General features: G+C 60.2%; 19 protein-coding genes and 1 tRNA gene. 7 read left to right on the top strand and 13 right to left on the bottom strand.

Annotation, left to right across the window (positions count from 1 at the left end; genetic code table 11):
- Window positions 1-18: 18 nt before the first annotated feature.
- The 4 genes from ISX84_RS05050 to ISX84_RS05035 all read right to left on the bottom strand — a co-directional run bounded on the left by ISX84_RS05050 (window position 19) and on the right by ISX84_RS05035 (window position 5,219).
- The gene (locus ISX84_RS05050; RefSeq protein WP_195819209.1) at window positions 19-1,671 is read right to left on the bottom strand and encodes an alpha-glucosidase; all 1,653 of its coding nucleotides are present in this window, start codon (window positions 1,669-1,671) and stop codon (window positions 19-21) included.
- 15 nt (window positions 1,672-1,686) lie between these two features.
- Entirely contained in the window at window positions 1,687-2,811 is a 1,125-nt protein-coding gene (locus ISX84_RS05045; protein ID WP_195819208.1) for a carbohydrate ABC transporter permease, read from the bottom strand.
- Window positions 2,811-3,791, bottom strand: a complete 981-nt coding sequence (locus tag ISX84_RS05040) for a carbohydrate ABC transporter permease (protein WP_195819207.1) — start codon at window positions 3,789-3,791, stop codon at window positions 2,811-2,813. The genes ISX84_RS05045 and ISX84_RS05040 overlap by 1 nt, the downstream gene beginning before the upstream one ends.
- A gap of 72 nt (window positions 3,792-3,863) precedes the next feature.
- Window positions 3,864-5,219, bottom strand: coding sequence for an ABC transporter substrate-binding protein (locus tag ISX84_RS05035; protein ID WP_195819206.1), 1,356 nt, complete (start codon window positions 5,217-5,219; stop codon window positions 3,864-3,866).
- Between the two features lie 256 nt (window positions 5,220-5,475).
- Between ISX84_RS05035 and ISX84_RS05030 the strand changes: the two genes are divergently transcribed.
- Both ISX84_RS05030 and ISX84_RS05025 read left to right on the top strand, forming a co-directional pair.
- Window positions 5,476-6,498: a LacI family DNA-binding transcriptional regulator gene (locus tag ISX84_RS05030; protein WP_195819205.1), complete on the top strand. Its 1,023-nt coding sequence runs from the start codon at window positions 5,476-5,478 to the stop codon at window positions 6,496-6,498.
- Window positions 6,499-6,508: 10 nt separating this feature from the next.
- Window positions 6,509-7,822, top strand: a complete 1,314-nt coding sequence (locus ISX84_RS05025) for a GH1 family beta-glucosidase (RefSeq protein ID WP_195819204.1) — start codon at window positions 6,509-6,511, stop codon at window positions 7,820-7,822.
- Here the strand turns inward: ISX84_RS05025 and ISX84_RS05020 are convergent.
- Window positions 7,812-9,065: a cytochrome c peroxidase gene (locus ISX84_RS05020; RefSeq protein WP_195819373.1), complete on the bottom strand. Its 1,254-nt coding sequence runs from the start codon at window positions 9,063-9,065 to the stop codon at window positions 7,812-7,814. The two genes, ISX84_RS05025 and ISX84_RS05020, sit on opposite strands and share 11 nt — an antisense overlap.
- A 33-nt stretch (window positions 9,066-9,098) precedes the next feature.
- Here ISX84_RS05020 and ISX84_RS05015 point away from each other — a divergent pair, with 33 nt between their 5' ends.
- The gene (locus ISX84_RS05015; RefSeq protein ID WP_195819203.1) at window positions 9,099-9,569 is read left to right on the top strand and encodes a tetratricopeptide repeat protein; all 471 of its coding nucleotides are present in this window, start codon (window positions 9,099-9,101) and stop codon (window positions 9,567-9,569) included.
- A 120-nt stretch (window positions 9,570-9,689) separates the two neighbouring features.
- On the opposite strand, the gene ISX84_RS05010 is transcribed toward ISX84_RS05015, so the two are convergent.
- The 6 genes from ISX84_RS05010 to ISX84_RS04985 form a co-directional block, all read right to left on the bottom strand.
- Complete coding sequence (locus ISX84_RS05010; RefSeq protein ID WP_195819202.1) at window positions 9,690-10,748, bottom strand: TRAP transporter substrate-binding protein; 1,059 nt, start codon at window positions 10,746-10,748, stop codon at window positions 9,690-9,692.
- A 26-nt stretch (window positions 10,749-10,774) separates the two neighbouring features.
- On the bottom strand, window positions 10,775-12,064 hold the full coding sequence (locus ISX84_RS05005; RefSeq protein WP_195819201.1) for a TRAP transporter large permease: 1,290 nt from the start codon (window positions 12,062-12,064) through the stop codon (window positions 10,775-10,777).
- Window positions 12,064-12,654, bottom strand: a complete 591-nt coding sequence (locus ISX84_RS05000) for a TRAP transporter small permease (protein ID WP_195819200.1) — start codon at window positions 12,652-12,654, stop codon at window positions 12,064-12,066. The genes ISX84_RS05005 and ISX84_RS05000 overlap by 1 nt, the downstream gene beginning before the upstream one ends.
- A gap of 80 nt (window positions 12,655-12,734) precedes the next feature.
- Window positions 12,735-13,259, bottom strand: a complete 525-nt coding sequence (locus ISX84_RS04995; RefSeq protein ID WP_195819199.1) for a flavin reductase family protein — start codon at window positions 13,257-13,259, stop codon at window positions 12,735-12,737.
- Window positions 13,259-14,149: an aldo/keto reductase gene (locus ISX84_RS04990; protein ID WP_195819198.1), complete on the bottom strand. Its 891-nt coding sequence runs from the start codon at window positions 14,147-14,149 to the stop codon at window positions 13,259-13,261. The genes ISX84_RS04995 and ISX84_RS04990 overlap by 1 nt, the downstream gene beginning before the upstream one ends.
- Window positions 14,149-15,303 (bottom strand): LLM class flavin-dependent oxidoreductase, encoded by a 1,155-nt coding sequence (locus tag ISX84_RS04985; protein WP_195819197.1) that lies wholly within the window; start codon window positions 15,301-15,303, stop codon window positions 14,149-14,151. The genes ISX84_RS04990 and ISX84_RS04985 overlap by 1 nt, the downstream gene beginning before the upstream one ends.
- Before the next feature lie 103 nt (window positions 15,304-15,406).
- On the opposite strand from ISX84_RS04985, the gene ISX84_RS04980 reads away from it, so the two are divergent.
- Together ISX84_RS04980 and ISX84_RS04975 are read left to right on the top strand one after the other, a co-directional pair.
- Complete coding sequence (locus ISX84_RS04980; RefSeq protein WP_229884071.1) at window positions 15,407-16,114, top strand: GntR family transcriptional regulator; 708 nt, start codon at window positions 15,407-15,409, stop codon at window positions 16,112-16,114.
- Between the two features lie 9 nt (window positions 16,115-16,123).
- Window positions 16,124-17,233 (top strand): Gfo/Idh/MocA family protein, encoded by a 1,110-nt coding sequence (locus tag ISX84_RS04975; protein ID WP_195819195.1) that lies wholly within the window; start codon window positions 16,124-16,126, stop codon window positions 17,231-17,233.
- Here the strand turns inward: ISX84_RS04975 and ISX84_RS04970 are convergent.
- Entirely contained in the window at window positions 17,230-18,105 is an 876-nt protein-coding gene (locus tag ISX84_RS04970; protein ID WP_195819194.1) for a hypothetical protein, read from the bottom strand. The genes ISX84_RS04975 and ISX84_RS04970 overlap by 4 nt on opposite strands.
- A gap of 126 nt (window positions 18,106-18,231) precedes the next feature.
- Here ISX84_RS04970 and ISX84_RS04965 point away from each other — a divergent pair.
- A tRNA-Thr gene (locus ISX84_RS04965) sits at window positions 18,232-18,307 on the top strand.
- A gap of 427 nt (window positions 18,308-18,734) precedes the next feature.
- Here ISX84_RS04965 and ISX84_RS04960 read toward each other — a convergent pair.
- On the bottom strand, window positions 18,735-19,916 hold the full coding sequence (locus ISX84_RS04960) for an MFS transporter (RefSeq protein ID WP_229884070.1): 1,182 nt from the start codon (window positions 19,914-19,916) through the stop codon (window positions 18,735-18,737).
- Between the two features lie 45 nt (window positions 19,917-19,961).
- Here ISX84_RS04960 and ISX84_RS04955 point away from each other — a divergent pair, with 45 nt between their 5' ends.
- The gene (locus ISX84_RS04955; RefSeq protein ID WP_229884069.1) at window positions 19,962-21,020 is read left to right on the top strand and encodes a GlxA family transcriptional regulator; all 1,059 of its coding nucleotides are present in this window, start codon (window positions 19,962-19,964) and stop codon (window positions 21,018-21,020) included.
- Window positions 21,021-21,558: the final 538 nt, after the last annotated feature.

The raw sequence follows: 21,558 nt of genomic DNA, 5'->3' as shown, positions 1-21,558 counted from the left end.
CCTCCCAAGACGTTGGGCTTAACCCTGTTTGATGGCGAGGCAGACTTGCCACGGCCCCAGGTGTAGTTTGAAATCCGGGGACGGGGTGGCCCCGCCCAGCTCATGCCCGATGGTCACCCAATCACCCGGCGGCATCCCGTGCAGCGACGGTGTGTCCGACAGGTTGAAGGCGCAAAAGAGCGTCTCGTCCCCATGGGTGCGGGTGAACTGCAAGACGTCGCAGTAGGCGAAGACGCCCCCGTGGTCCCCCTTGATCAGCGAGGGGTGCTCCTTGCGGAAGGCGATCGCGCGGCGATAGTGGTGCAGGATGGCACTCGGGTCCTCTTCCTGCACGCCGACGGAGCGGTTCAGATGATCGTGGCTGACCGGCAGCCAGGGGAACCCTTCGGAAAACCCGCCGTTCTGGTTCGACGCCTCCCAGACCATTGGCGTGCGGCACCCATCGCGGCCTTTGAATTCGGGCCAGAACTGCTTGCCGTAGGGGTCTTGCAGATCCTCGAAGGCCACGTCCGCTTCTGGCAATCCCAGTTCCTCGCCCTGATAGAGGCAGACCGATCCGCGCAGACACATGATCAGCGTCGCGAACATGCGCTGCGCTGCCGGCGGCAGGTCCCAACGGGTCGCATGGCGCATCACGTCGTGATTGGAAAACGCCCAGCAGGGCCAGCCATGCTTGGCCACCCGTCCCAGTTCATCGAAAACCTGGGCCACCCGTGTCGCATCGAGCGGCGTCTTGGCGAGGAATTCGAAAGCATAACACATGTGCACCCGGTCGGTGCCCTTGGTGTATTCTCCCAGAAGCTCAAGGCCACGCTGTGCATCGCCAACCTCACCTACGCAGGCGGCCGCCGGGTATTCATCCAGCAGTGCCCGGAACCGTTTCAGGAACTCGATGTTCTCCGGCTGGTTCTTGGAATGGATGTGCTCCTGATGGTTATAGGGGTTCACCGAGGGCGCGATATTGGCATTGCGGCGTTCGGGTGGCAGCGCCGGGTTGTCGCGCAGCTCCTTGTCCGCGTAGTAGAAGTTGATCGTGTCGAGGCGAAACCCATCCACACCGCGGTCCAGCCAGAACCGCGTGGTCGCGAGAATGGCATTCTGCACGTCCTCATTGTGAAAGTTCAGATCCGGCTGTTCCACCAGGAAGTTGTGCAGATAGTATTGCTCGCGCCCCGGGTCCCATTGCCACGCAGGGCCACCAAAAATCGAAAGCCAGTTGTTGGGCGGTGTCCCATCGGGTTTAGGGTCGGACCAGACATACCAATCAGCTTTGGAGTTGGTGCGGTTCGACTGGCTTTCGACAAACCACGGGTGCTGGTCCGAGGTGTGGCTCAGCACCAGGTCGATCATCACCTTGAGCCCGTGTTGATGCGCCGCTTCGACCACCACGTCGAAATCAGCCAGCGAGCCGAACATCGGATCGACGTCGCAATAATCGCTCACATCATAGCCGAAGTCTTTCATCGGCGACGTAAAGAACGGCGAGATCCAAATCGCATCGACGCCCAGCGAGGCAATATAGCTCATGCGCTGCGAGATGCCGATCAGATCGCCGATGCCGTCGCCATTGCTGTCCTGAAAGCTGCGCGGATAGATCTGGTAGATCACCGCGCCGCGCCACCAGTCCTTGTCGATCACGGGCAGGTGCAGATGGTGTTCCATCTTTGTCATTCGTATTTGGCTTTCTTATTTTACGGAGCCGGCCAAGAGACCGCGCACCAGATAGCGTTGCATTGTAAAGAAGACGATCAGCGGCACGGCAATCGAGATGAAGGCCGCCGAGGCCAGAATACCCCAGTCGCCCCCGCGTGAGCCTAAAAGATCATCGGCGATTTTCACCGTCATGACCCAGGACTCGGAGTTCGACGGCAGGAAGACCTTCGCCACCAGCAGATCATTCCAGGTCCAGAGGAACTGGAAGATCGCGAAAGAGGCCAGCGCCGGGAAGCTCAGCGGCAGCACGATCTTGGTGAAGACCTGAAAATCCGTCGCCCCGTCGACCTTGGCGCTTTCGATGATGTCGCGCGGTAGGCCGACCATGTAGTTGCGCAAGAGGTAGATCGCGAGCGGCAGCCCGAACCCAGTATGCGCCATCCAGATGCCAAGGAAGCTCTGCCCGATGCCGATCTTGTTGTGGAACTGCAAAAGCGGCACAAGCGCCAGTTGCAGGGGCACCACGAGCAAGCCGACCACCATGGCGATCAGCAGCCCCCTGCCCGCAAAATCCATCCACGCGAGCGCATAGGCCGCGAAGGCCGCGATCAGGATCGGGATGATCGTCGCCGGAATCGTCACCGTCAGCGTGTTGATGAAGGCGATGTCCATATTGTTGGAGAAGAGGATGGTCTGGTAGTTGTCGAGCGAAAAATCAGGCGGCGTCGCGGTCGAGTAATAGACGCTCGGGTCGCGTTTTATCTCCGCAGGCGAGCGGTAGACGAAATCACCGTTTTCCTGCACCGTCAGGCTGCGGTCGCGGGTTAGTTCGGCGGTCTCGCCCGCAGCGGCAATGGTCGGGTTGGAGCGCGCACCGCCAAAGCGGATCACCTCGCCCTCACCGCCCGAGAAGATGTTGCCCTCGATCACGAAGAAGTCGCCATCCTGCCGGACTTCACCGGCGGGGATCTTGGCCTGGAAATTCTGCTCAACCGCGAAGGGTGACAGCCACCAGCCCGAGGCCGAAATCTGGTCCCGGTCCCGGAAGGACGACACCAGCAACCCCACGGTAGGAATGAGCCAGAGCACCACCAGGAAGATCACCGACAGATTGACGGCCCAGGTGAGCGAAGATTTTGTGCCTGCAATATTGTCCATTATCTCATCTCCGCCCGGGCTTGCCGAATGTTCCAGATCATCACCGGCAAGACGACGATCATGATCACAAAGGCCACCGCTGTTGCACGCCCGTCATCGCGGAACATGTAGGACATCATGTAACTGGGCAGGATGTCGGTGCCGAAATTGCCGCCCGTCATGGTGTAGACGATGTCAAAGACCTTGAGCACGAGGATCGTGATGGTCGTCCAGACCACCACGATGGTGCCCATGATCTGCGGCACCTTGATCTTGAAGAACACCTGAAACGGGTTCGCGCCGTCGATGATCGCGGCCTCAATGGTCTCTTCGGGGATGCCGCGCAGGGCCGCAGAGAGGATCACCATGGCAAAGCCGGTCTGAATCCAGACCAGAATGAACATCAGGAAGAAGTTGTTCCAGAAGCGCACCTGCAGCACGTCCAGCGGCTCCGAGGCGCCGAAGAAGTCGCGGATCGCGTTGATCAGCCCGATGTCGGCGTTGTTGGCGTAGACGAATTTCCAGATCAGCGAGGCCCCCACGAAGGAGATCGCCATCGGCATGAAAATCAGCGATTTCGCGATATTACCCCATTTCAGCCGGTCGGTGAGCTGCGCCACCAGCAGCCCAAGAAAGGTCGCCGCTGCGGGCACGACGAGCACCCAGAGCATGTTGTTGAAGAAGGCAATCTGGAAGCCATCATCGGCAAACATGGTGGTGTAGTTGCCAAAGCCGATGAATTCATCACCCGAGCGATTGTAGAGCGAGCGGTAGAACGAGCCCACCACCGGGTAGACCAGATAGAGCCCCAGTGCCGCCATGGCCGGGAAGAGGAACAGCCAGGGGCGCACCAGATTGGCGCGGTTGATGTTCTGGCCCGGGTTGTCCGCGCGCGGCGGAAAGATGACCTTGTCAAGGATCAGGTTGGACAGGAAGAAATAGCCGACGCAGCCGCCGACCCCGACAATAACGGTGATAATTCCCTGGAGCAGCGGTGACATGGCGATCCCTCCCAAGACGCATGTGCGGGTTTGGTCCGGCGGCGCACACCGCCGGACCCATGTGCAAAAACCTTACTGGATGGTGTCCCAGCGGTCCTGAATGCCTTTGGCAACCTCTTCAGCGCTGGCCCCGGTGGTGTAATCCACCATGCCGGTCCAGAAGGCGCCGGCACCAATTTCACCCGGCATCAGGTCGGAGGCGTCAAAGCGGAAGGTGGTCGCATTCAGCAGAATGTCGCCCTGCGCCTTGAGGCTGTCTTCGAGGTAGGTCTCGGTGTTCACACCCGCATGCGCGGTCAGGAAACCGCCCTGCGCCATCCAAAGCTCGTGCGCGATGGGGGTCTTCAGGAACTCGACAAAGGCGGAGGCCGCCTCTGACGGGTTGGTGATGGCGAAAAGCGTGCCCGCGCCCAGCACCGGCTTGCCCAGGTCTTTCTCCGCATAGGCCGGGAAGTAGAAGAAATCCACATCGTCGCCCACGGTTGTCCCTTCCGGGAAGAAGGCCGGAATGAAGGAGGCCTGACGGTGCATGTAGCATTTCGGTGGGATCGAGAAGAGACCTGCCGGGCTGTCGCGGAAGTCGGTATTGGCCACCGCAGAGGCCCCGCCATCGACGTAATCATCATTCCGCGCAAAGGCGCCGAATTCCTCGATGGCCGCGATGACCTTGGGGTCGTCGAACTTCATCTCATTGGCCACCCAGGCGTCGTAGTCCTCCGGCGCCTGGGTGCGCAACATCATCTCCTCGACCCAGTCGGTCGCCGGCCAGCCGGTCGCCGCCCCGGATCCCAGACCGATGCACCAGGGTGTGCCGCCCTCTTCCACGATCAGATCGGTGAGCTCTTTCAGCTCTTCCATGGTTTCGGGGATGTCATAGCCCGCCTCGTCAAAGGCTTCGGGCGAATACCAGACCAGAGATTTCACATCGACCCGGTAGAAGATGCCGTACATCTGGTCGTCGCCATTCTGGTCCGCATAGGTGCCCAGATCGACCCAGGACTGACCGGCCGCATAATTGTCACGCACCCAGTCGGACATGCCATCGGGCAGCGGCGTCAGCAGCCCCTGGCTCGCCATATCAGCCGCCAGACCGGGCTGCGGGAAGACCGCGAGGTTCGGCGCGGAACCCGACCGCGCAGAGATCACGATATCCTGTTCGAAACTGTCGGATCCGGAATAGTTGACCGTCGCGCCGGTGGCGCTGGTGAAATAGGCAAACGCCTTGTCGACCTTCGCTTTTTCATCCCCTGTCCAGGGGCCGGTGATCTCGACCGTCTGACCGCTCAGGTCATACTTGTCAGCGAATTCAGTATAGCTGTCCCAGCTGAAATCGCCCTCGCCCACGGCAAAGGGCTGGTGCCCATCCGCATGGGCCGTCCCAGCGAACAGAGCCAGTGCCGCAGCACCCGCGTAAAAACGTGCCTTCATGAGTTCCTCCCGTTGCAATGCCTGTTTCGACATCGTCTTGACCATTTTTTGGGCGCAAAGAATCACTTCAAAGCGCTTTGGATGCCTGAAAACTGGAGGAAGGTGCCAAATGTGTCAACTCGCGGTTGGGTTTCTGGACAAGTTTTCAATGCTCTGCGCCTCTGAGAAACCGTCCTGCCGTTTCCGCTTTGACCTGCGCCAGCGGGCTGCCTAGGCTGTGGCCTGTTTGAGGGCAAAAAATGAAACTGCAGGTCTTATGAATCTACGCGAGCTTTCCAAACGGCTGAACCTGTCCCAGACCACCGTCAGCCGCGCGCTGAACGGGTACCCGGAAGTCAACGAGGAAACCCGCAAGCGGGTCACGGCGGCGGCGGCGGAATTCAACTACCGCCCCAACATCCGGGCCCGTACGCTGGCGACGGGGCGGTCGATGTCCATCGGGCACATCATCCCCTTCTCCAAACAGAACGAGATGGTGAACATCGTCTTTGCCGATTTCATCGCCGGGGCCGGTGAAATCTATGCCCAGCATGGCTATAGCATGAGCCTTTCTCTGGTGCGCGATGAAGACGAGTTGAGCGCCTACCGGGGTGTTGCGGACAAGGGGGCGGTCGATGGCATTATCGTACATTCCCCGGCGCGGGACGATCCGCGGATCGCCTTTCTCGCAGACCTCGACATCCCGTTTCTGGTGCACGGGCGCGCATCGGAAGTCACCACGCCCTATTCCTGGCTGGACGTGAACAACAAGCGCGCGATCGAAACCGGCACGCGGCACTTGCTGGATCTGGGGCATCGGCGGATCGGGTTGATCAATGGCGAGGAGCGGATGGATTTTGCGCAGCGTCGGCGCGATGGCTACCTGGCAGCGCTCAGCGCTGCCGGGATCGCCCCGGATTCCGCGCTCATGCGCTCTGGCGAGATGAGTGAGCCCTACGGCCATTTGGCCACCCAGGAAATGCTGGACAGCGCCACGCCACCGACCGCTTTCGTTGCCTCCTCCATCGTCTCTGCGCTTGGCATCCGCAGGGCGCTGCACGAGCGCGGGCTGGTCATGGGCCGAGACATTTCGGTCCTCTGTTTTGACGATGAAATCTCCTACCTGCCCAATGGCAAGACCCGGCCCGTCTTCACCGCCGTGCACTCTTCGGTACGCGCAGCGGGCCGCCGATGCGCGGAATTGCTTATTGACCAGATTGCGCACCCCGATCACAAGATACGCACCGAGCTCTGGGATGCAGAGCTTGCCATCGGCGCATCGACCGGCCCCTGCCCCTAAAGGACATCTGATGGACTTCAAGCGATCCGACTTCCCGGCAGATTTTCAATTTGCCGCAGCCACCTCCAGCTATCAGATCGAGGGGCACAGCTTTGGTGGCGCTGGCAAGACGCATTGGGATACTTTCGCCGCCACGCCGGGCAATGTGGTGCGGGCGGAGAATGGTGACATCGCCTGCGACCACTATCACCGCTGGGAGGAAGACCTTGACCTGATGCAGGCGCTGGGGCTCGATGCCTACCGGTTTTCGACCAGCTGGGCGCGGGTGCTGCCGGAGGGGCGCGGCACGCCAAACGAGGAAGGTCTCGACTTCTACGACCGGCTGGTCGACGGGCTGCTGGCGCGGGGACTGAACCCGATGGTGACGCTCTATCACTGGGAGTTGCCGGTGGCGCTGGCCGATCTGGGCGGCTGGCGCAATCCGGATATCTCGCATTGGCTGGCCGACTACACCACCGTGATCATGAAACGCATCGGGGACCGGGTGTTCAGCGCAGCCCCCATCAACGAGCCCTGGTGTGTGGGCTGGCTGTCGCATTTCATGGGCCATCATGCGCCCGGCCTGCGCGATATCCGGGCGACAGCCCATGCGATGCACCACGTGCTGACCGGGCATGGCCGGGCAATCCAGGCGATGCGCGCCCTTGGAGTGAAAAACCTGGGCGCCGTGTGCAACTTCGAATATGCACACCCGGTGGACGACACGCCCGAAGCGGCTGCGGCCGCACAGCTCTACGATGGCTACTATAACCGGTTTTTCCTCGCCGGGCTCTTCAAGGGCGCCTACCCCGACGACGTGATGGAGGGCCTCGCCCCGCATATGCCCAAGGGCTGGGAAGAGGATTTCGATCTGATCGGCCAGCCGTTGGATTGGTGCGGGCTGAATTATTACACCTGCAAGCGGATCGCCCCGGTTGACGGCCCTTGGCCCGCGCATGAAGAGGTCGAGGGCCCGCTGCCCAAGACACAGATGGGCTGGGAGATCTTCCCCAAGGGCCTGCATCACTTCCTGACATGGGTGCATGAGACCTACACCAAGGGCCTGCCGCTCTATGTGACCGAGAACGGCATGGCGAATCCGGACGAAGTCGGCGTGCCAGATCAGGCGCGGATCAACTATCTGAACGCCCATATCGCTGCGGCCCGCGAGGCCATGAGTGAGGGCGTGCCGCTGGCCGGCTATACCTTCTGGTCGCTCATGGACAACTATGAATGGGCGCTGGGATACGAGAAGCGCTTTGGTCTGATCCATGTGGATTTTGACACGCTGGAGCGGACACCGAAGGCGTCTTATCGCGCGCTGGCCGAGGCGCTTAGGGCTTGAACCACGCTGGCACGCCGAAGGGCGGTGTGTCGACCGTGGTGCCGGTGAGGCTGTTCAGAAATGCCACGATCTGAGCGATTTCCGCCTCAGTCAGGTCTGGCCCCCGTTCGGGCACAGACCGCGCCTGACGGGCCATTTCACGCCTGTCCGATTGGATGATGAAGTCCGTCGCGGCCAACCATGGCACCTCTGGCAGATTTGCGTCCTGCTTTTGCCAGATATAGCGCATGGCACCGGGGTCGAGATGATGTCGTACCATGGCGTCGAGTGTTGCATAGGCGCCGTTGTGCCCATAGGGCGCGGTCAACGCCACGTTGCGCAGCATCGGCGTGCGGAAAGCGTAGGCGTCGTCGAGCCGGTTGCTCTCGCCCATGCGCCCCACGTCGCGGGCATAGGGATCAAACACTCGGGTGCGCCCCGGGCCGAACGCGGGCAGCCCCAGGGCGTGGAACTTCTGATCGCTCATTAGCGGCCCCGCATGGCAGGTGCTGCACGCTGCCTTGCCATAAAACAGATCCATGCCTGCTTTCTGCTCCGCCGACAGCGCGGCGCTGTCGCCAGCAAGATACTGGTCAAAGGGGCTGTCGATGCTGGTCCATTCGATGGCCATGAAGGCAGCGAGTGCATTGGCAATCTCGACGATGGTCACCTCTTCCGGCGTCTCGATGTGATCGAAAGCCGCCACAAAGCGCCGACCGTAGTCGCTCTCCGTACGCACCCGTTTGGCGAGGATCGGCCAGGCGTTGTCGATGCGGTCATGAACCGCGCCGATGACCTCGTTCTCTCCGGGGTTCCCCGCCATCTCGAACTGCGCCACCAGTGGAAACAGGGCTTGGGCCGCCAGCAGCGAGTTCAGCCCTTGCGGCAGCCATTCCTCCGCCGGGGAATTGAAGCCGTTGCCGAAGAGATCGGAGGTGCTCAGCCGCCCGTCGTGAAACATCACCGTCAGATCGCGTGCGCCGAGGTTCCAGAGCCCCGGTGCGTTGCGCGGGATCCGTTTGGCGATACGCGATAGGTCCGTACCGGGCGTGCGGTCAGGCCCAAGCCCCTGCCCCCCCTCGCCGATACCAAGGCTCAGACCGTCGCCAGTGCCAAAATCCGGGTGGTGACAATGAGCGCAAGAGATATTCCGGTTGCCCGACAGGATGGTATCGTAGAACAAGGACTGGCCCAGTGCGGCCTGATCGCGGTCGAAGTCAAGAAAGTCGGCGGAGGTCAAGGCGGCCGGCAGATCGCCCGCCATGGCAGCGGAGGTTAAACAGGAGATCACGATCCCATGCGCACCATATGTCTTTTGCTTGCGCTGCTTGCGGCCCCGGCCTTTGCAGAGATCGAAGAGGCGCGCGACATGATGGAAGAAGGCCGCTTTGAGGAGGCCTATGACGCGCTCTGGCCCGCGGCGCGGTCGGGCAATGCGGATGCTGAAGAGTTGATCGGTGTGATGTACGCCATGGGGCTGGGGCTGCCGCGCGACGACATCCGGGCCTTCGAGTGGTATCTGCGCTCGGCGATGAAGGGGCATCCCGGCGCGCAGTCCGGCGTCGGCTGGTACTATGAGGTCGGGCGCGGGATGCCGGCGCCTGATCTGGTCCGCGCCTACATGTGGTACACGCTGTCGGCGATTGGTGGCGACCCGGACGCGGCGATCAGCCTGGAAGAGGTTGTGAAGAAGATGACGCAGGAAGAGATCGAAAAAGCGCATGTTCTGGTGGCCGACTACAAGGTCTGGATGTATCCGTTCCGCTAGGCCGCCGAGGCTTTCAAACCTCTGGTGTTGCGCCTGTGTCAGATCGCGCCGCCGGGCATATTTTTGGAACAATGATGGAGAGGGCCCGCATGGACAGGCCCTCTCGGAGCTACGCTGGTGTCAGTTCAGGTCGGCTGCGCGAGCGGCGCCGATCTCTTCTTCCGCTTCGGCAACCGCAGCGGTCAGCGCGTCGAAGATTTCCTCACCGCGACCAACGTTGCCCTTGAACCAGTCGAACACCGGGGCGGCCCCTTCCTTGAAGGCGGCTTTCTGTTCCGGTGTCGGCACGTAGAGGTCACCGCCTTCGGCCACAAACTGTTCATAGGCCGCGATGGATTTGCGCTTGGGTGAGGCGAAGGTTGCCTGTTGCAGCGCGTAGAAGCCATCGACCACGACGCGGCGCATATCTTCCGGCATCTCCTGGAAGCGCGCATTGCTCATCCACCACAGCGCACCCATATAGGCGTGGCCGTCCAGGGTGACATATTTCAGGCCCGCGTCGGGGAATTTCATGCCCATGATGTCGGTGATGCCGTTCTTGGAGCCTTCGACCACGCCGGTCTGGAACGACGTGAAGAGTTCAGGCCATGGGATCGGCGTGGGGGCAGCGCCGAGGGCTTTCACAAGCTCCTGCGGCAGGTCGGCGACCACGGTGCGGATCTTCAGACCTTCCATGTCCGACGGCTCTGCTATCCGGCGCTTGGTGTTGGCAAAGTTGCGCCAGCCGCCTGTATTGCCGATGGTCATCAGGCGGATCGAGTCACCGGAGTCTTCCAGCGCCATCTCGCGCATCTTGCGGGTGAAATCGCCCGAGAGCACGTGTTCGGCAATCCGGTCATCGGCCATCAGATACGGCAGGTCGAGCACTTGGACGTATGGGAAGATGCCCGAGGCCCCGCCCGAGGTGGAGACAAAGATGTCGATGGTGCCGTCGGCCACGCCTTGCAGACACTCTGCGCCGTTACCGCAAAGCTGTGTACCGATGAAGAGCTCCACCGCAATGGCGCCGTTGGAAGCCGCTTCCACGTAGTTCTTGAAGACCACAAGGCCGTCATAGTCTTCGTCATTCTCATTGGAATTGGCCGTGGCACGCAGCGTGTAGTCCTGCGCCGCTGCCGCCATCGCGGACCCGGCCAGCATGGCCGCGACAGTCAACGATTTGAGGGTGTTTTTGATCATTTTAGTCCTCCCATTGGATATCGGTTTTAGTTTGCGAAGCCCGTCAGACGCGGGACCGTCATGGAGATTGCCGGTATGTAGGTAATCAGGAATATCACCAGTATTTCAACGGCCAGAAACGGCAGGATCGCCTTGGAGATGGTCTCGACCCGTTCACCTGACACCGACGAGGCGACGAACAGCACCAGCCCCATGGGCGGCGTGGCCAGCCCCACGGTCAGGTTCACGCTCATGATGATCGCAAAGTGGATCGGATCGACCCCAAGGCTCACGAAGATCGGGCCGAGGATCGGGCCAAGGATGATGATCGCAGGGCCCGCATCGAGGAACATGCCCACGATGAACAGCAGCAGGTTGATCAGGAACAGCAGGATCAGCGGGTTGCTCGTGAGGCTGAGCACGAACTCCGCCATGGTCTCAGGCGCGTGGCTGAGGCTCACGACCGTCTTGAAGGCCATTGCGGCCCCCACAAGCAGCAGCACCACGGCAGAGGTGATCCCCGCGCGGTTCAGCACATCCGGCAGGTCGCTGAATTTCAGCGTGCGCATCACGAAAAGCCCAATGATCAGCGCATAAGCCACGGCGACAGCAGCCGCTTCGGTCGGTGTAAAGACACCCGCAAGGATACCGCCCAGGATGATCACTGGCGTCAGCAGCGGGAAAAACGCCTTGAGGCTCGCCTGCCCGCGTTCCCCCCAGGAATGCTTTTTCGTGGCGACCGGGAAGTCATATTTGTCGGCCTGGAACTTCACCATCAACATCAGGCCAAGGCCCACCATCACCCCCGGCACGATGCCTGCAAGGAACAGCGCCGCGACGCTCTCGCCCATCACATAGGCGTAGATAATCATAATGCCCGACGGCGGAATGATCGGCCCGATCACGGAGCTGGCGGCAGTGATGGCTGCGGCGAAGCGGCGAGTGTAGCCTTGTTTTTCCATCGCGGGGATCAACATCGACCCCAACGCAGACGTGTCGGCCACAGCGGAGCCCGACAGGCCCGCAAAGAGCATGGAACTGAGAATGTTCACATGGGCCAGCCCTCCCCGGAAATGACCCATCATGGCTTGGGAAAACTCCACCAGCCGCATGGTGATACCGCCCCGGTTCATCAGCTCGCCCGCAAGCATAAAGAAGGGGATCGCCATCAGCGGGAAACTGTCCATTCCGTTGTAGAGGTTGCGGTAGAGCAGCGTGATGTCCCGCTCCTGCCCGTTCAGCCACAGCAAGATGCCCGGAGCGGCCAGCAGGCCAAAGAACACCGGCAGGCCGATCATCAGGAACAGCAGGAAGAGCGGGAGGAACCAGACCAGCATTATTCAGCTCCTACCTGCTCTTCGAGCGCAATCGGCGGCAAGGCCTCTGCCCCGCCCATCATCTTGACGAGCGCGCGCAGGATCAGCTCGATGTTCACCGAAATCAGCGCGGTCACCCCAAAGAGCAGCGACGCCATCATCCAGCTGCGCGGCACGCGGAACCAGCTCTCAAAGCTCAGGTCTGTGGGCAAGTACAGGGCGGCGGTTGCGAATTTTCCAGCAAATCCGGTGACTTCCGACCAGCCAATCTGCACCGCGACGATCAAGACACCAAGGCTGAGGAACAGCAAGATCAGCGAAATCAGGGCGCCCAAACGCTCTGGTAGCAACCGCACGACCGTGTCGATGGCCACGAATCCGCCGCGCCGGAAGGCGGTGGGCGCCATCAGTCCGGTCATCCACAGCATGCAAAACCGCGCCGCCTCATCGGGCCAAGGCAGCGCATTGTTCAGCACATAGCGGTAGAACACCTGAATGAGGATCGCCGTGACCATAAGCGCCACAGCCACCACGCCGAGGCCCCTGCCCAGTTTGAGCACGGCCTCATTGACCAGCCTGAGCGGTGTCATCACCGCCAGCAATGCTCCCATTCCGGAGCCTCCTCCCTTGTGCCCGGGTATTCCGGGTCACGACGTGCGGGTTTTCCCCGCACGCTCCATTGGTTGGCCTTTTAGGCCTGATTGTCAAACCGTCTGAAGCGGCCTTGGCAAAAAATCAGCGCGTCCCCCTCCCGGAACGCAGCTGAGCGCACGCGGCCCAGAACGATCGAATGGTCGCCTGCGTCGTGGATCTGGTGAGTGGTGCATTCGAAGCGGGCGAGACAATCGCCCAGCAGCGGCACACCCTCGGCATTGAGTGTCACATCGAGCCCGTCAAAGGCCTGTCCGGATTTGGCAAAGCCCATGGTGATCTCTTCGTGCTCGATCCCCATGACGTGGATCGCAAAGTGCTTGGCGGCGATGAAATGCGGATAGCGGCTGGAGGATTTCGCCGGGCACCACAACACCAGGGGCGGCTCCATCGAGACGCTGGAGAATGAATTCGCAGTCATCCCGATGGGACCGGTCGGCGTCTGCGCCGTCACCACTGTGACTCCGGTGCCGAACTGGCCGAGCGCTGTGCGAAACTGTCTCTGCGTATCCGGGCCCGGCATGAAGCTGTTCAACCGGGCCAGTGTCCGTGTTCCATCCGCCATCATGGCACCTCCTGACCGTTTGCGGCCTCGTAAAGTTCGAACCACGTCTGGCGGTCCATCTCGACGTTGAGCGCATCGCTGAATGTGGCGATGCGCGACAGGGTGTTGGTGCCCATGACCGGCAGGATGCCCGCCGGATGGGCCAGCAACCAGGCCACGGCGACAGCGGCACGGTCCAAGCCCTGCGCCTGCGCGAGGGCATCCATCTGTTGCGCGACGGCACTGTCGTCGGTCATCAGGCTGCCGCCGCCCAGCGGCGACCAGGCCATCGGGCTGATGTGATGCTGCTGCAGGTGCGCCAGATCGCCGTTGGTAAAGCAATCGCGAGCGGCGAGGCTGATCTCGATCTGATTGGTGACCAGCGGGTTGGTCATCGCCGATTGCAACAAGTCCCAATCCCACGGGCGGAAATTCGACACCCCCGCTGCTTTGATCTTGCCGCTCTGGATCAGCGCATCCAGCGCGCCGCCGGTTTCAGCGGCATCCATCATTGGGTCAGGGCGGTGGATCAGCAGCAGGTCGATCTGCTCGATCCCCATGTAGGTCAGCGAGGCCTCGACACTCGCTTGAATATGGGCCACCGATGTATCGTAGTACTTGACCCGGCGGTCCGCATACTTGCCGATAGGCGCGACAATGTCGCATTTCGTCACGATCTCCAGCTCATCGCGCAGACCGGGGCTTTCCTTGAGGGCCGCGCCCAGTACCTCTTCGGCCGCGTAGCCGCCGTAGATATCGGCCTGATCCATCGTGGTGATCCCCTGCGCAAGGCAGGCGTCGATCTTGGCCCGCACATGCGCAGGCGAGGTGTCGTCATCATCGGCAAGCCGCCACATGCCATAGACAATGCGGCTGAAGTCGAGCGTTTCTGAAAGGGCAACGCGATCCATCAGCGACGCTCCCCCGCAGCAAGGGGCGTGGCTGGAGCGGCCTGCGGCACACGGCCATAGGCCTCTGGAAGCGAACAGGTTTTGAGATGCGGCATCACAAGGCGACCGAAGTGTTCAGCCTCGTCGATGTGGGGATAGCCCGAGAAGATAAACGCGCGGATACCCATCCTTTGATAGGCTTCGATCTCGGACAGCACCTGATCGGCAGAGCCCACCAGCGCCGCGCCACAACCCGAGCGCGCCCGGCCCACACCGGTCCAAAGATGCGGCTCCACATAGCCGAATTCATCGGCGATATCGCGGTTCTTCGACTGATGAGACACGCCAAGCGACGTGGCATCGAGCGCCCGTTCGCGGATCTTGCGGCCATATTCATCGTCGAGCTTCGAGACGATGTAATCGGCGTATTCCTTGGCCTCGGCTTCGGTGTCGCGCACGATCATGTGCACCCGTAGCCCGTAATCCAATGTTCGGCCTTTCTCGGCTGCGCGCGCGTGCACGGCCTGCATCCGCCCGGCAATAGCGTCCTTGGGCTCAGGCCACATCAGGTAAACATCGCAATGCTCGGCACAAAGGTCGAGCGCTGCGGGAGAGTAACCCCCGAAGTAGAGCAACGGCCCGCCGGTCTGAAAGGGCTTCGCCGGGTCCGTGGTCAGGCCCTTAAACGAGTAGACCTCGCCTTCGTGGTTGATTTCATCGCGGGTCCAGGCCTGTTTCAGGATTTCCACCACCTCGCGCGAGCGCTGGTAGCGATACTCGCTATCGGCCTTCTCGCCCGGGAAGTCGGAGCTGATGATGTTGACCGTCAGCCGCCCTTCCAGCATGTGATCAAGCGTTGCGATGGTGCGTGCCAGCATGATGGGCTGCATCTCGCCGCAGCGCACGGCGGCCAGCAGGTTGATCTTGTCGGTGATCGGCGCGCAGCCGGCCACGAAACTCAGCGTGTCCTGCCCCACCTGATAAGACGACGGGCAGAGGATGTTGCGGAACCCCTGTGCCTCCGCCGTCTTCACGATGTCCGAACAATGCGCCCAGCTTGAGCGCAGATCACCCTCCGGCACCCCCAGAAACTGGTAGTCATCCGAGCACAGCGCGGAAAACCACGAGACTTCTGCCGCATCCAGATCGGCGGAGGTGACGGGCACAACGGTCATAAATTTCCCTTTGTCAGGTAGCGGTGATTTCTGTCTTGAATAGCACTCTCAATATAGTAGATCAATGGTGTATCAATTTTTGATATCGATACTGCCCGAGAAAATGACGCACCCACCCTCCCGCAGCACCGCGCTGCCGAAATACATCCAACTGACCGAATTGCTGATCCGCGACATCGACGCGGGCCGGTTGCTTGATGGCGAAAGGCTGCCGCCGGAGCGCGAGATGGCCGTGGCGCTGGGTGCCTCCATCGGCACCTTGCGCAAAGCACTGGCGGAGCTGGACAGAAAGGGGCTGCTGGACCGTGTGCAAGGGTCCGGCAACTACGTGCGCAAACCGCGCAAACCCATGGGCGTCTACGCCATGTTCCGGCTGGAACTGCTGTCAGGGGGTGGGCTGCCCACGGCGGACGTGCTGCAGGTCGACGCCATGCACAAGCCGCAGGATTTGCCTGTGTTTGGCGATAGCCCTCGGGCCACGCGCATCCGTCGCAGGCGATACCTCAATGATGTAGCAATCGCCGTGGAGGAAATCTGGCTCGACGCCAGCGCAGGCGTGCTGACCCCTCAGATGCTGGGTGATTCCCTCTATCAGACCTACCTCACAGAGCTGAATTTCTGGATCACCCGCGCCGAAGACCGGGTGAGCATCAGCGCCCTGCCCGCCTGGACACCGGACGGGTTTGGTCCCGCAGGCACGCCCTGTGGCTACATCGAACGCTTTAGTTGGGCTGCGGGCCCAAACCCTATTGAGTTTTCCCGCACATGGTTCGATACGGACAAATCCGTCTACGTACAGCGGTTGAAGTAAGGAAGAAGAATGGGACAGACCACGCGCTATGGCATGATCGGGTGCGGCATGATGGGCCAGGAGCATCTGAAAAACATAGCCCTGCTGCCGGACACGGCAGTCACGGTGATCTATGAACCGGACGCAGCCATGCGCGCCATCGCCGCCGACCTCGCGCCGCACGCGCGTTTCGTCGATACGTTGGACGATCTGCTGGCCGACAGCGCGCTCGACTGTCTGGTCATCACCAGCCCGAACCACTGCCACGCCGATCAGATGGCAGAGATCGCGGCGCGCAACCCGCTGCCGCTGCTGGTCGAAAAGCCTCTGCTGACCGATCCTGCCGACATCCCGCGCCTCAAGGAGATCGCGGCGGCCTACCCCGCACCGATCTGGGTCGCCATGGAATACCGGTATATGCCGCCTATTGCCGCCCTGCTTGACGATGTCGAAACCGTCACCGGCGGCATCAGGATGCTGAGCATCCGCGAACATCGCTTCCCCTTCCTGCAGAAAGTCGGCAACTGGAACCGGTTCAACCATCAGACCGGCGGTACTTTTGTCGAGAAGTGCTGCCATTTCTTCGACCTGATGCACCTGATGATCGGCAGTGACCCGATCAGGGTCATGGCCAGCGCCAGCCAATCCGTGAACCACCTTGAAGAAACCTATGACGGGGCCACGCCGGACATCCTCGACAATGGGTTTGTGATCGTCGATTTCGCCTGCGGCGCCCGTGCGATGCTGGAGCTGTGCATGTTCGCGGAAGGCGCACGGTATCAGGAAACGATTGCGGCGCTTGGCCCGGCAGGCAAGATCGAAGCCTTTGTGCCCGGCCCCACCCGGTTCTGGCCGGATGACCTCGGCCCCGCCCCGACGCCGATCCTGGAGGTCAGCCCCCGCGCGCCGAAACGGCCAGAAACACGGGCCATTCCGGTCGATCCGCTGCTCCTGGCCGCTGGCGACCACAACGGATCCACCTTTTATCAGCATCAGCGGTTTCTGGACGTGGTTCGGGGCGTGTCGAACACACCAGAGGTGACGTTTGAAGATGGTCTGCGTGCGGTCGAGATGGGCATGGCGGCACAACGGTCCGCACTGACCGGTCAAGCCATCGATTTGCAGGCAGAGACGCGTTAAGCAGACAGCACCCGCACGTCCGGAATGCGCGCGATGTCAAAGACATCCTCATCATACCCTTGGGTCATTTCGGCGACCAGATCATCGGTCCAGCCCGGCATGTCCAGTTCTTCCTCAATCGCCTCGTCGATTGCGAACTTGTCAAGAAACGCCATCATGACGCGCCGCATGTGAATGTCCGTCATGGTCGGCTGCTTTTCAAGATATGCCAGAAAACGGGCCATGCCGTCTTCGGCCATGATCTCGCCCAGCAGATCAAACGCCCCTTCGACGGGGTCACCGTGGTCTATGCCGCCCATTTCACGGAGAATTTCCGGCCAGATCAGAGGGGCATCCTCATTGCACCACACCGTGATTGAAACCCGTGGCACCGCATCCCGGATGCGATGTAAGGTGTCCGACCAACGCAACTGCCTCGGATCTATGCCGCCCATGAAATCGGCCAGACCGTCCTTGGGCGAGCGACGAAAGACTTCCGGCAGAAAAGTCGCGGGGTTGCGCAGCCCCAGGAAGAGCTCTAGCTGATCCTCTTGAAAAATTTCCGCCATCTGAGCCATACGCGTCGGCGCCTTGGGGTAGATCAAACCGTCCTGCACCGCCATGCGGACCGGGCTAAAAAAATGCCCGTTCGACAGGATGACCCGATCAGCCTTCTCGTCGTCCAAAATGGCCTCCAAGAGGATTTCGCGCGCGTTTTCAGAAGGTTTGCTGACTTCCATCGCTTCCATGCTATCGCGCAGCAGTTTGCGATACTTCCCAGGACCCGGTACAGCCACGCCCTGTGCTCCGAAAGCTTCCTTGTTCTTCACAAGACATTTCATGAGGCGCTCTTCTTCGGTAAAGTGTGCGCCCGCGTGAAAAACCAGTTGCATATCGTTCCGTGCGATTGGATGTGCGTCCCTGCAAACTAGCCTGTGGGAGATTGAGGTTCAAACGCAAACAATGCCGCATTTCCCCTCTTGCGCGCTGCTTTCAAACTGAGTACATGACCGCGCAGTGCCCCTATAGCTCAGCTGGTAGAGCAACTGATTTGTAATCAGTAGGTCCGCGGTTCGAGTCCGTGTGGGGGCACCAGATCACAGGCCGCAGAGCCGTTGTTTTCAAGCATTTCAGGCTCTTACCCTCTTCCGCCGGATACGCTTCGGGATACAATGGGGATACATCTGCTATTGCGATGCTTATGAAGCTAGAACATGTCGTGATCAAGAACGGACGCAAAACCTTCCGCAGGAGAATTCCTCAGGACCTTCTCAAGGCGATCCAAAGGACCTTCTTTTCAGCAAACCGTGAGAGAACAGGAAGAAGGCGTAGCGCTTGTCCGGGAGCAAGCCGCTTTGATGGATGCCTTTCGCGGTCCTGCGTCAACCGCTTCACGCGATACCTGTCACTAGTGCTTGAGCAGTGCAATGACGCTTCGGGCGCACACGGGACCTTTCCGCCGTCTGAGCAAGTTTGTTGGATGTCTGCTCCAACGACCTCTTATGGAATTCGATGACGTGTCTCAGGCTGGCAAAGTAGACGGGACTTGCGGTTTATCGTTCATCAAGAACACCAGGATGCCAGCAAACACTGCTAGCCAGACAGATGACCACCAAACCCAGTCATATTGCGCGTAGAGATCATATAGGATTCCCCCAAAGTAGGCCCCGGCGGCAGCACCGATCTGGTGTCCTGCCGAAATCAATCCGAACGCCAATCCCATGACCCCCCTGCCGACATGAGATGCCACAAGGCTCGCGGTCACTGGCACGGTTGAATAGTCCACCAGTCCAAAGAGGATTGAGAAGAAGACCAGCGTCTCGAAACTTGCACCGACGTTGAGCAGGATGATGAAGGTCATGCCGCGTATCAAATAAATCAGTCCCAACAGCAGCGGTCTGTTCACGCGATCCGTCAACCACCCGGCCAGAATCATCCCGACAAGGTTGATCGCGGACAAGAGTCCGTAAGCGGTGGCGGAAGGCACCGGCCCAAACCCGCAAAACGCAGCATAAGGCAGGAAGTGGGTCTCGATCACACCCGAGGTCGTGTAGCCACAAATGAAATAGCTCCAGAACAGGATTTGAAACGCGGGTAGTCTCAGGATGCTCCGCAAATCCTGTAGCAGTGTGCTAGCTGAGCCTTTCTCTTTGATGGCGATGTCTGCGCTTCCCACGGTTTTGGGAAACCATCGCAAGACGCAACCCATGATGATGAGTGTCCCGATGCCAAGTGCTGCAAAGGCCATGCGCCAGTCATACGCGCTGATGAGCAATGCCAGCAGCGGGACAAAGACAAATTGACCACCCGTCGAACCTGATGTCGCAATACCCGTCGCCAGACCTCTGTTCGTCTCAACCTCTTGTTCGACGGCGGTTGAAACGACATGCGTGGCGACCAGGCCAAATCCGACAGCTGCGATGCCACTGAACGCCAGAAAAAAAGCAATCGGGTTGGCTGTGGCGGCAATCAGAAAACACCCTGTTGCCAAAGCCCCGAGCCCGATCAACAAGATCGCGCGCGCGCCCTGTTTGTCGACGAGGCGCCCCCCGAATGGGGCAATTGCGGCCATGACCAGAAGGGCAACAGCCGCAGCACCTGACGTAAAGCTCCTAGACCAGCCGAGTTCCTGTTCCAGAACAGGCATAACCAATCCAAGGGCCGCTCTTGCCGAAAATGTCAGGGCGAGGGCAACAAAGGACAATCCAATAATCAGTGTTGCTGTCTTGTTTTGAGATGCTAAGGGCAAATGACCGGCTCCGATGTGTTTGGCCAGATCGGTTTACATGTCACAAAGAATGGCATAAATGACAATATGCAGTCAAAAACAGCCAATCCCGTTCGCCGCATCGTTTTCGTCACTTATCCAGGCGTCACGCTTCTGGATGTCACGGGACCGCTTCAGGCGTTTTCAAGTGCGAACAACACCGAGGTTGCGAATGGCAAACAGCATTATCAGATTGAAGTCGCCTCTCCCGATGGCGGACCTGTTGGGACTGATTGTCAGGTGGAACTGAGCAGCATCCCTCTTGTAAAGGCGGCGCTTGATCCTATTGACACGTTGATTGTCGCAGGCGGCGAAGGTGTCTTCGATGCCGTAGAACAGCAAGACACTGTGGACTGGCTCGCCACGACCAGCAAAGGATGCAGGCGGGTTGCATCGACCTGCATGGGATCGTTTCTGACAGCTGCGGCCGGATTGATCAACGGACACAGCGTGACGACCCATTGGCGTCAGGTGGATGAGTTAAAAAGACGCTTCCCGGACATTGACGTGAAGCGCGATCCGCTTTTCGTTCGAAACGGGAATATGTGGTCGTCGGCCGGTGTTACGGCAGGCATCGACCTCGCCCTCGCCATGATCGAGGACGACATGGGCCATGAAGCTGCCATGCAGGTCGCGCAAGCCCTTGTGGTGTTTTTCAAACGACCGGGCGGACAAGCCCAGTTCAGCGATGTACTTAACATCCAGGCGTCGGAAACCGAAGGGCTGTTCGGCGATCTTCATGCGTGGATTGCAGGGCATCTGCAAAGTGACCTGAGCGTTCCGAAACTTGCAGCACGGATCGCCATGAGCCCTCGCAGCTTCTCTCGAAAGTACAAGGAGAAAACGGGGATGACGCCTGCAAAAGCCGTCGAGATCATGCGTGTGGATGCCGCCAAACGCGCCCTTGCCCGAAGCGATCTGCAGTTGGCGAAGATCGCTTTCAATGCAGGTTTTTCGGATGAACAACGGCTTCGGCGCGCCTTCCAACGCCACGTCGGCGTCTCTCCTTTGGCCTATCGAGACACGTTCGGCGAAAGCTAGTTCTCAACACCTAACGATTCCCGGAGCTGTCATTCGCCGCTCTGCAGAAACATGGCAATATCGGCTCGCAGCCGACATCTGACCGATTTGTTCAGATGACCGATGTGGGCCAAAGCATGGGTAACTGGACTGACCCTGAACTGAGGTCAAGCTCTCGATAGGATCACAGGATATCTCTGAACATGGGAGATTTCGAACGGAGTGATTTGCCCGCTTGGACGTATCACTGCAGTCTTGTGCGATCTCTATTGTCGATGGCAAGGGCACCGTCTTGCACAAACGAGAACTGCCCTGCGAGATTGGAGAAATCGCGGGGGTATCATGAGGGTCGGTAAAGTCGAAGTACGACCTGTAGTCGGCCAGCGGTTCTCAGTGCGCCTCCTGACGGAAACGTCTGTCCGACAACGGACTACACAGGCGTTCGACCTGCGCGTTTGCGCGCATAAGATCGTCGCGGAACTTTATAGCAGTCGCTTTCTTCGCCGCACTCATTTCTTTGTATTCCTCGACCCGTGCGCCTGTACGGTCCAACATCCCA

The sequence above is a fragment of the Roseobacter sp. MH60115 genome (assembly GCF_015644665.1).
Taxonomy (GTDB): Bacteria; Pseudomonadota; Alphaproteobacteria; order Rhodobacterales; family Rhodobacteraceae; genus Roseobacter.
Note: the sequence above shows the minus strand (reverse complement) of the source record. Positions and strands in the feature narration are given on the sequence as shown.

Excerpts from the sequence above, each read along its gene's own strand:
- ISX84_RS05030 (WP_195819205.1), top strand. The coding sequence starts at position 5,476 with ATGAATCTACGCGAGCTTTCCAAACGGCTGAACCTGTCCCAGACCACC.
- ISX84_RS04995 (WP_195819199.1), bottom strand. The coding sequence starts at position 13,259 with ATGGCGGATGGAACACGGACACTGGCCCGGTTGAACAGCTTCATGCCG.
- ISX84_RS05005 (WP_195819201.1), bottom strand. The coding sequence starts at position 12,064 with ATGCTGGTCTGGTTCCTCCCGCTCTTCCTGCTGTTCCTGATGATCGGC.
- ISX84_RS04975 (WP_195819195.1), top strand. The coding sequence starts at position 16,124 with ATGGGACAGACCACGCGCTATGGCATGATCGGGTGCGGCATGATGGGC.
- ISX84_RS05050 (WP_195819209.1), bottom strand. The coding sequence starts at position 1,671 with ATGACAAAGATGGAACACCATCTGCACCTGCCCGTGATCGACAAGGAC.
- ISX84_RS05035 (WP_195819206.1), bottom strand. The coding sequence starts at position 5,219 with ATGAAGGCACGTTTTTACGCGGGTGCTGCGGCACTGGCTCTGTTCGCT.
- ISX84_RS05010 (WP_195819202.1), bottom strand. The coding sequence starts at position 10,748 with ATGATCAAAAACACCCTCAAATCGTTGACTGTCGCGGCCATGCTGGCC.
- ISX84_RS04990 (WP_195819198.1), bottom strand. The coding sequence starts at position 14,149 with ATGGATCGCGTTGCCCTTTCAGAAACGCTCGACTTCAGCCGCATTGTC.
- ISX84_RS04955 (WP_229884069.1), top strand. The coding sequence starts at position 19,962 with ATGACCGGCTCCGATGTGTTTGGCCAGATCGGTTTACATGTCACAAAG.
- ISX84_RS05015 (WP_195819203.1), top strand. The coding sequence starts at position 9,099 with ATGCGCACCATATGTCTTTTGCTTGCGCTGCTTGCGGCCCCGGCCTTT.
- ISX84_RS05045 (WP_195819208.1), bottom strand. The coding sequence starts at position 2,811 with ATGGACAATATTGCAGGCACAAAATCTTCGCTCACCTGGGCCGTCAAT.
- ISX84_RS05000 (WP_195819200.1), bottom strand. The coding sequence starts at position 12,654 with ATGGGAGCATTGCTGGCGGTGATGACACCGCTCAGGCTGGTCAATGAG.
- ISX84_RS05040 (WP_195819207.1), bottom strand. The coding sequence starts at position 3,791 with ATGTCACCGCTGCTCCAGGGAATTATCACCGTTATTGTCGGGGTCGGC.
- ISX84_RS04970 (WP_195819194.1), bottom strand. The coding sequence starts at position 18,105 with ATGCAACTGGTTTTTCACGCGGGCGCACACTTTACCGAAGAAGAGCGC.
- ISX84_RS04985 (WP_195819197.1), bottom strand. The coding sequence starts at position 15,303 with ATGACCGTTGTGCCCGTCACCTCCGCCGATCTGGATGCGGCAGAAGTC.
- ISX84_RS05020 (WP_195819373.1), bottom strand. The coding sequence starts at position 9,065 with ATGGCGGGCGATCTGCCGGCCGCCTTGACCTCCGCCGACTTTCTTGAC.
- ISX84_RS05025 (WP_195819204.1), top strand. The coding sequence starts at position 6,509 with ATGGACTTCAAGCGATCCGACTTCCCGGCAGATTTTCAATTTGCCGCA.
- ISX84_RS04980 (WP_229884071.1), top strand. The coding sequence starts at position 15,407 with ATGACGCACCCACCCTCCCGCAGCACCGCGCTGCCGAAATACATCCAA.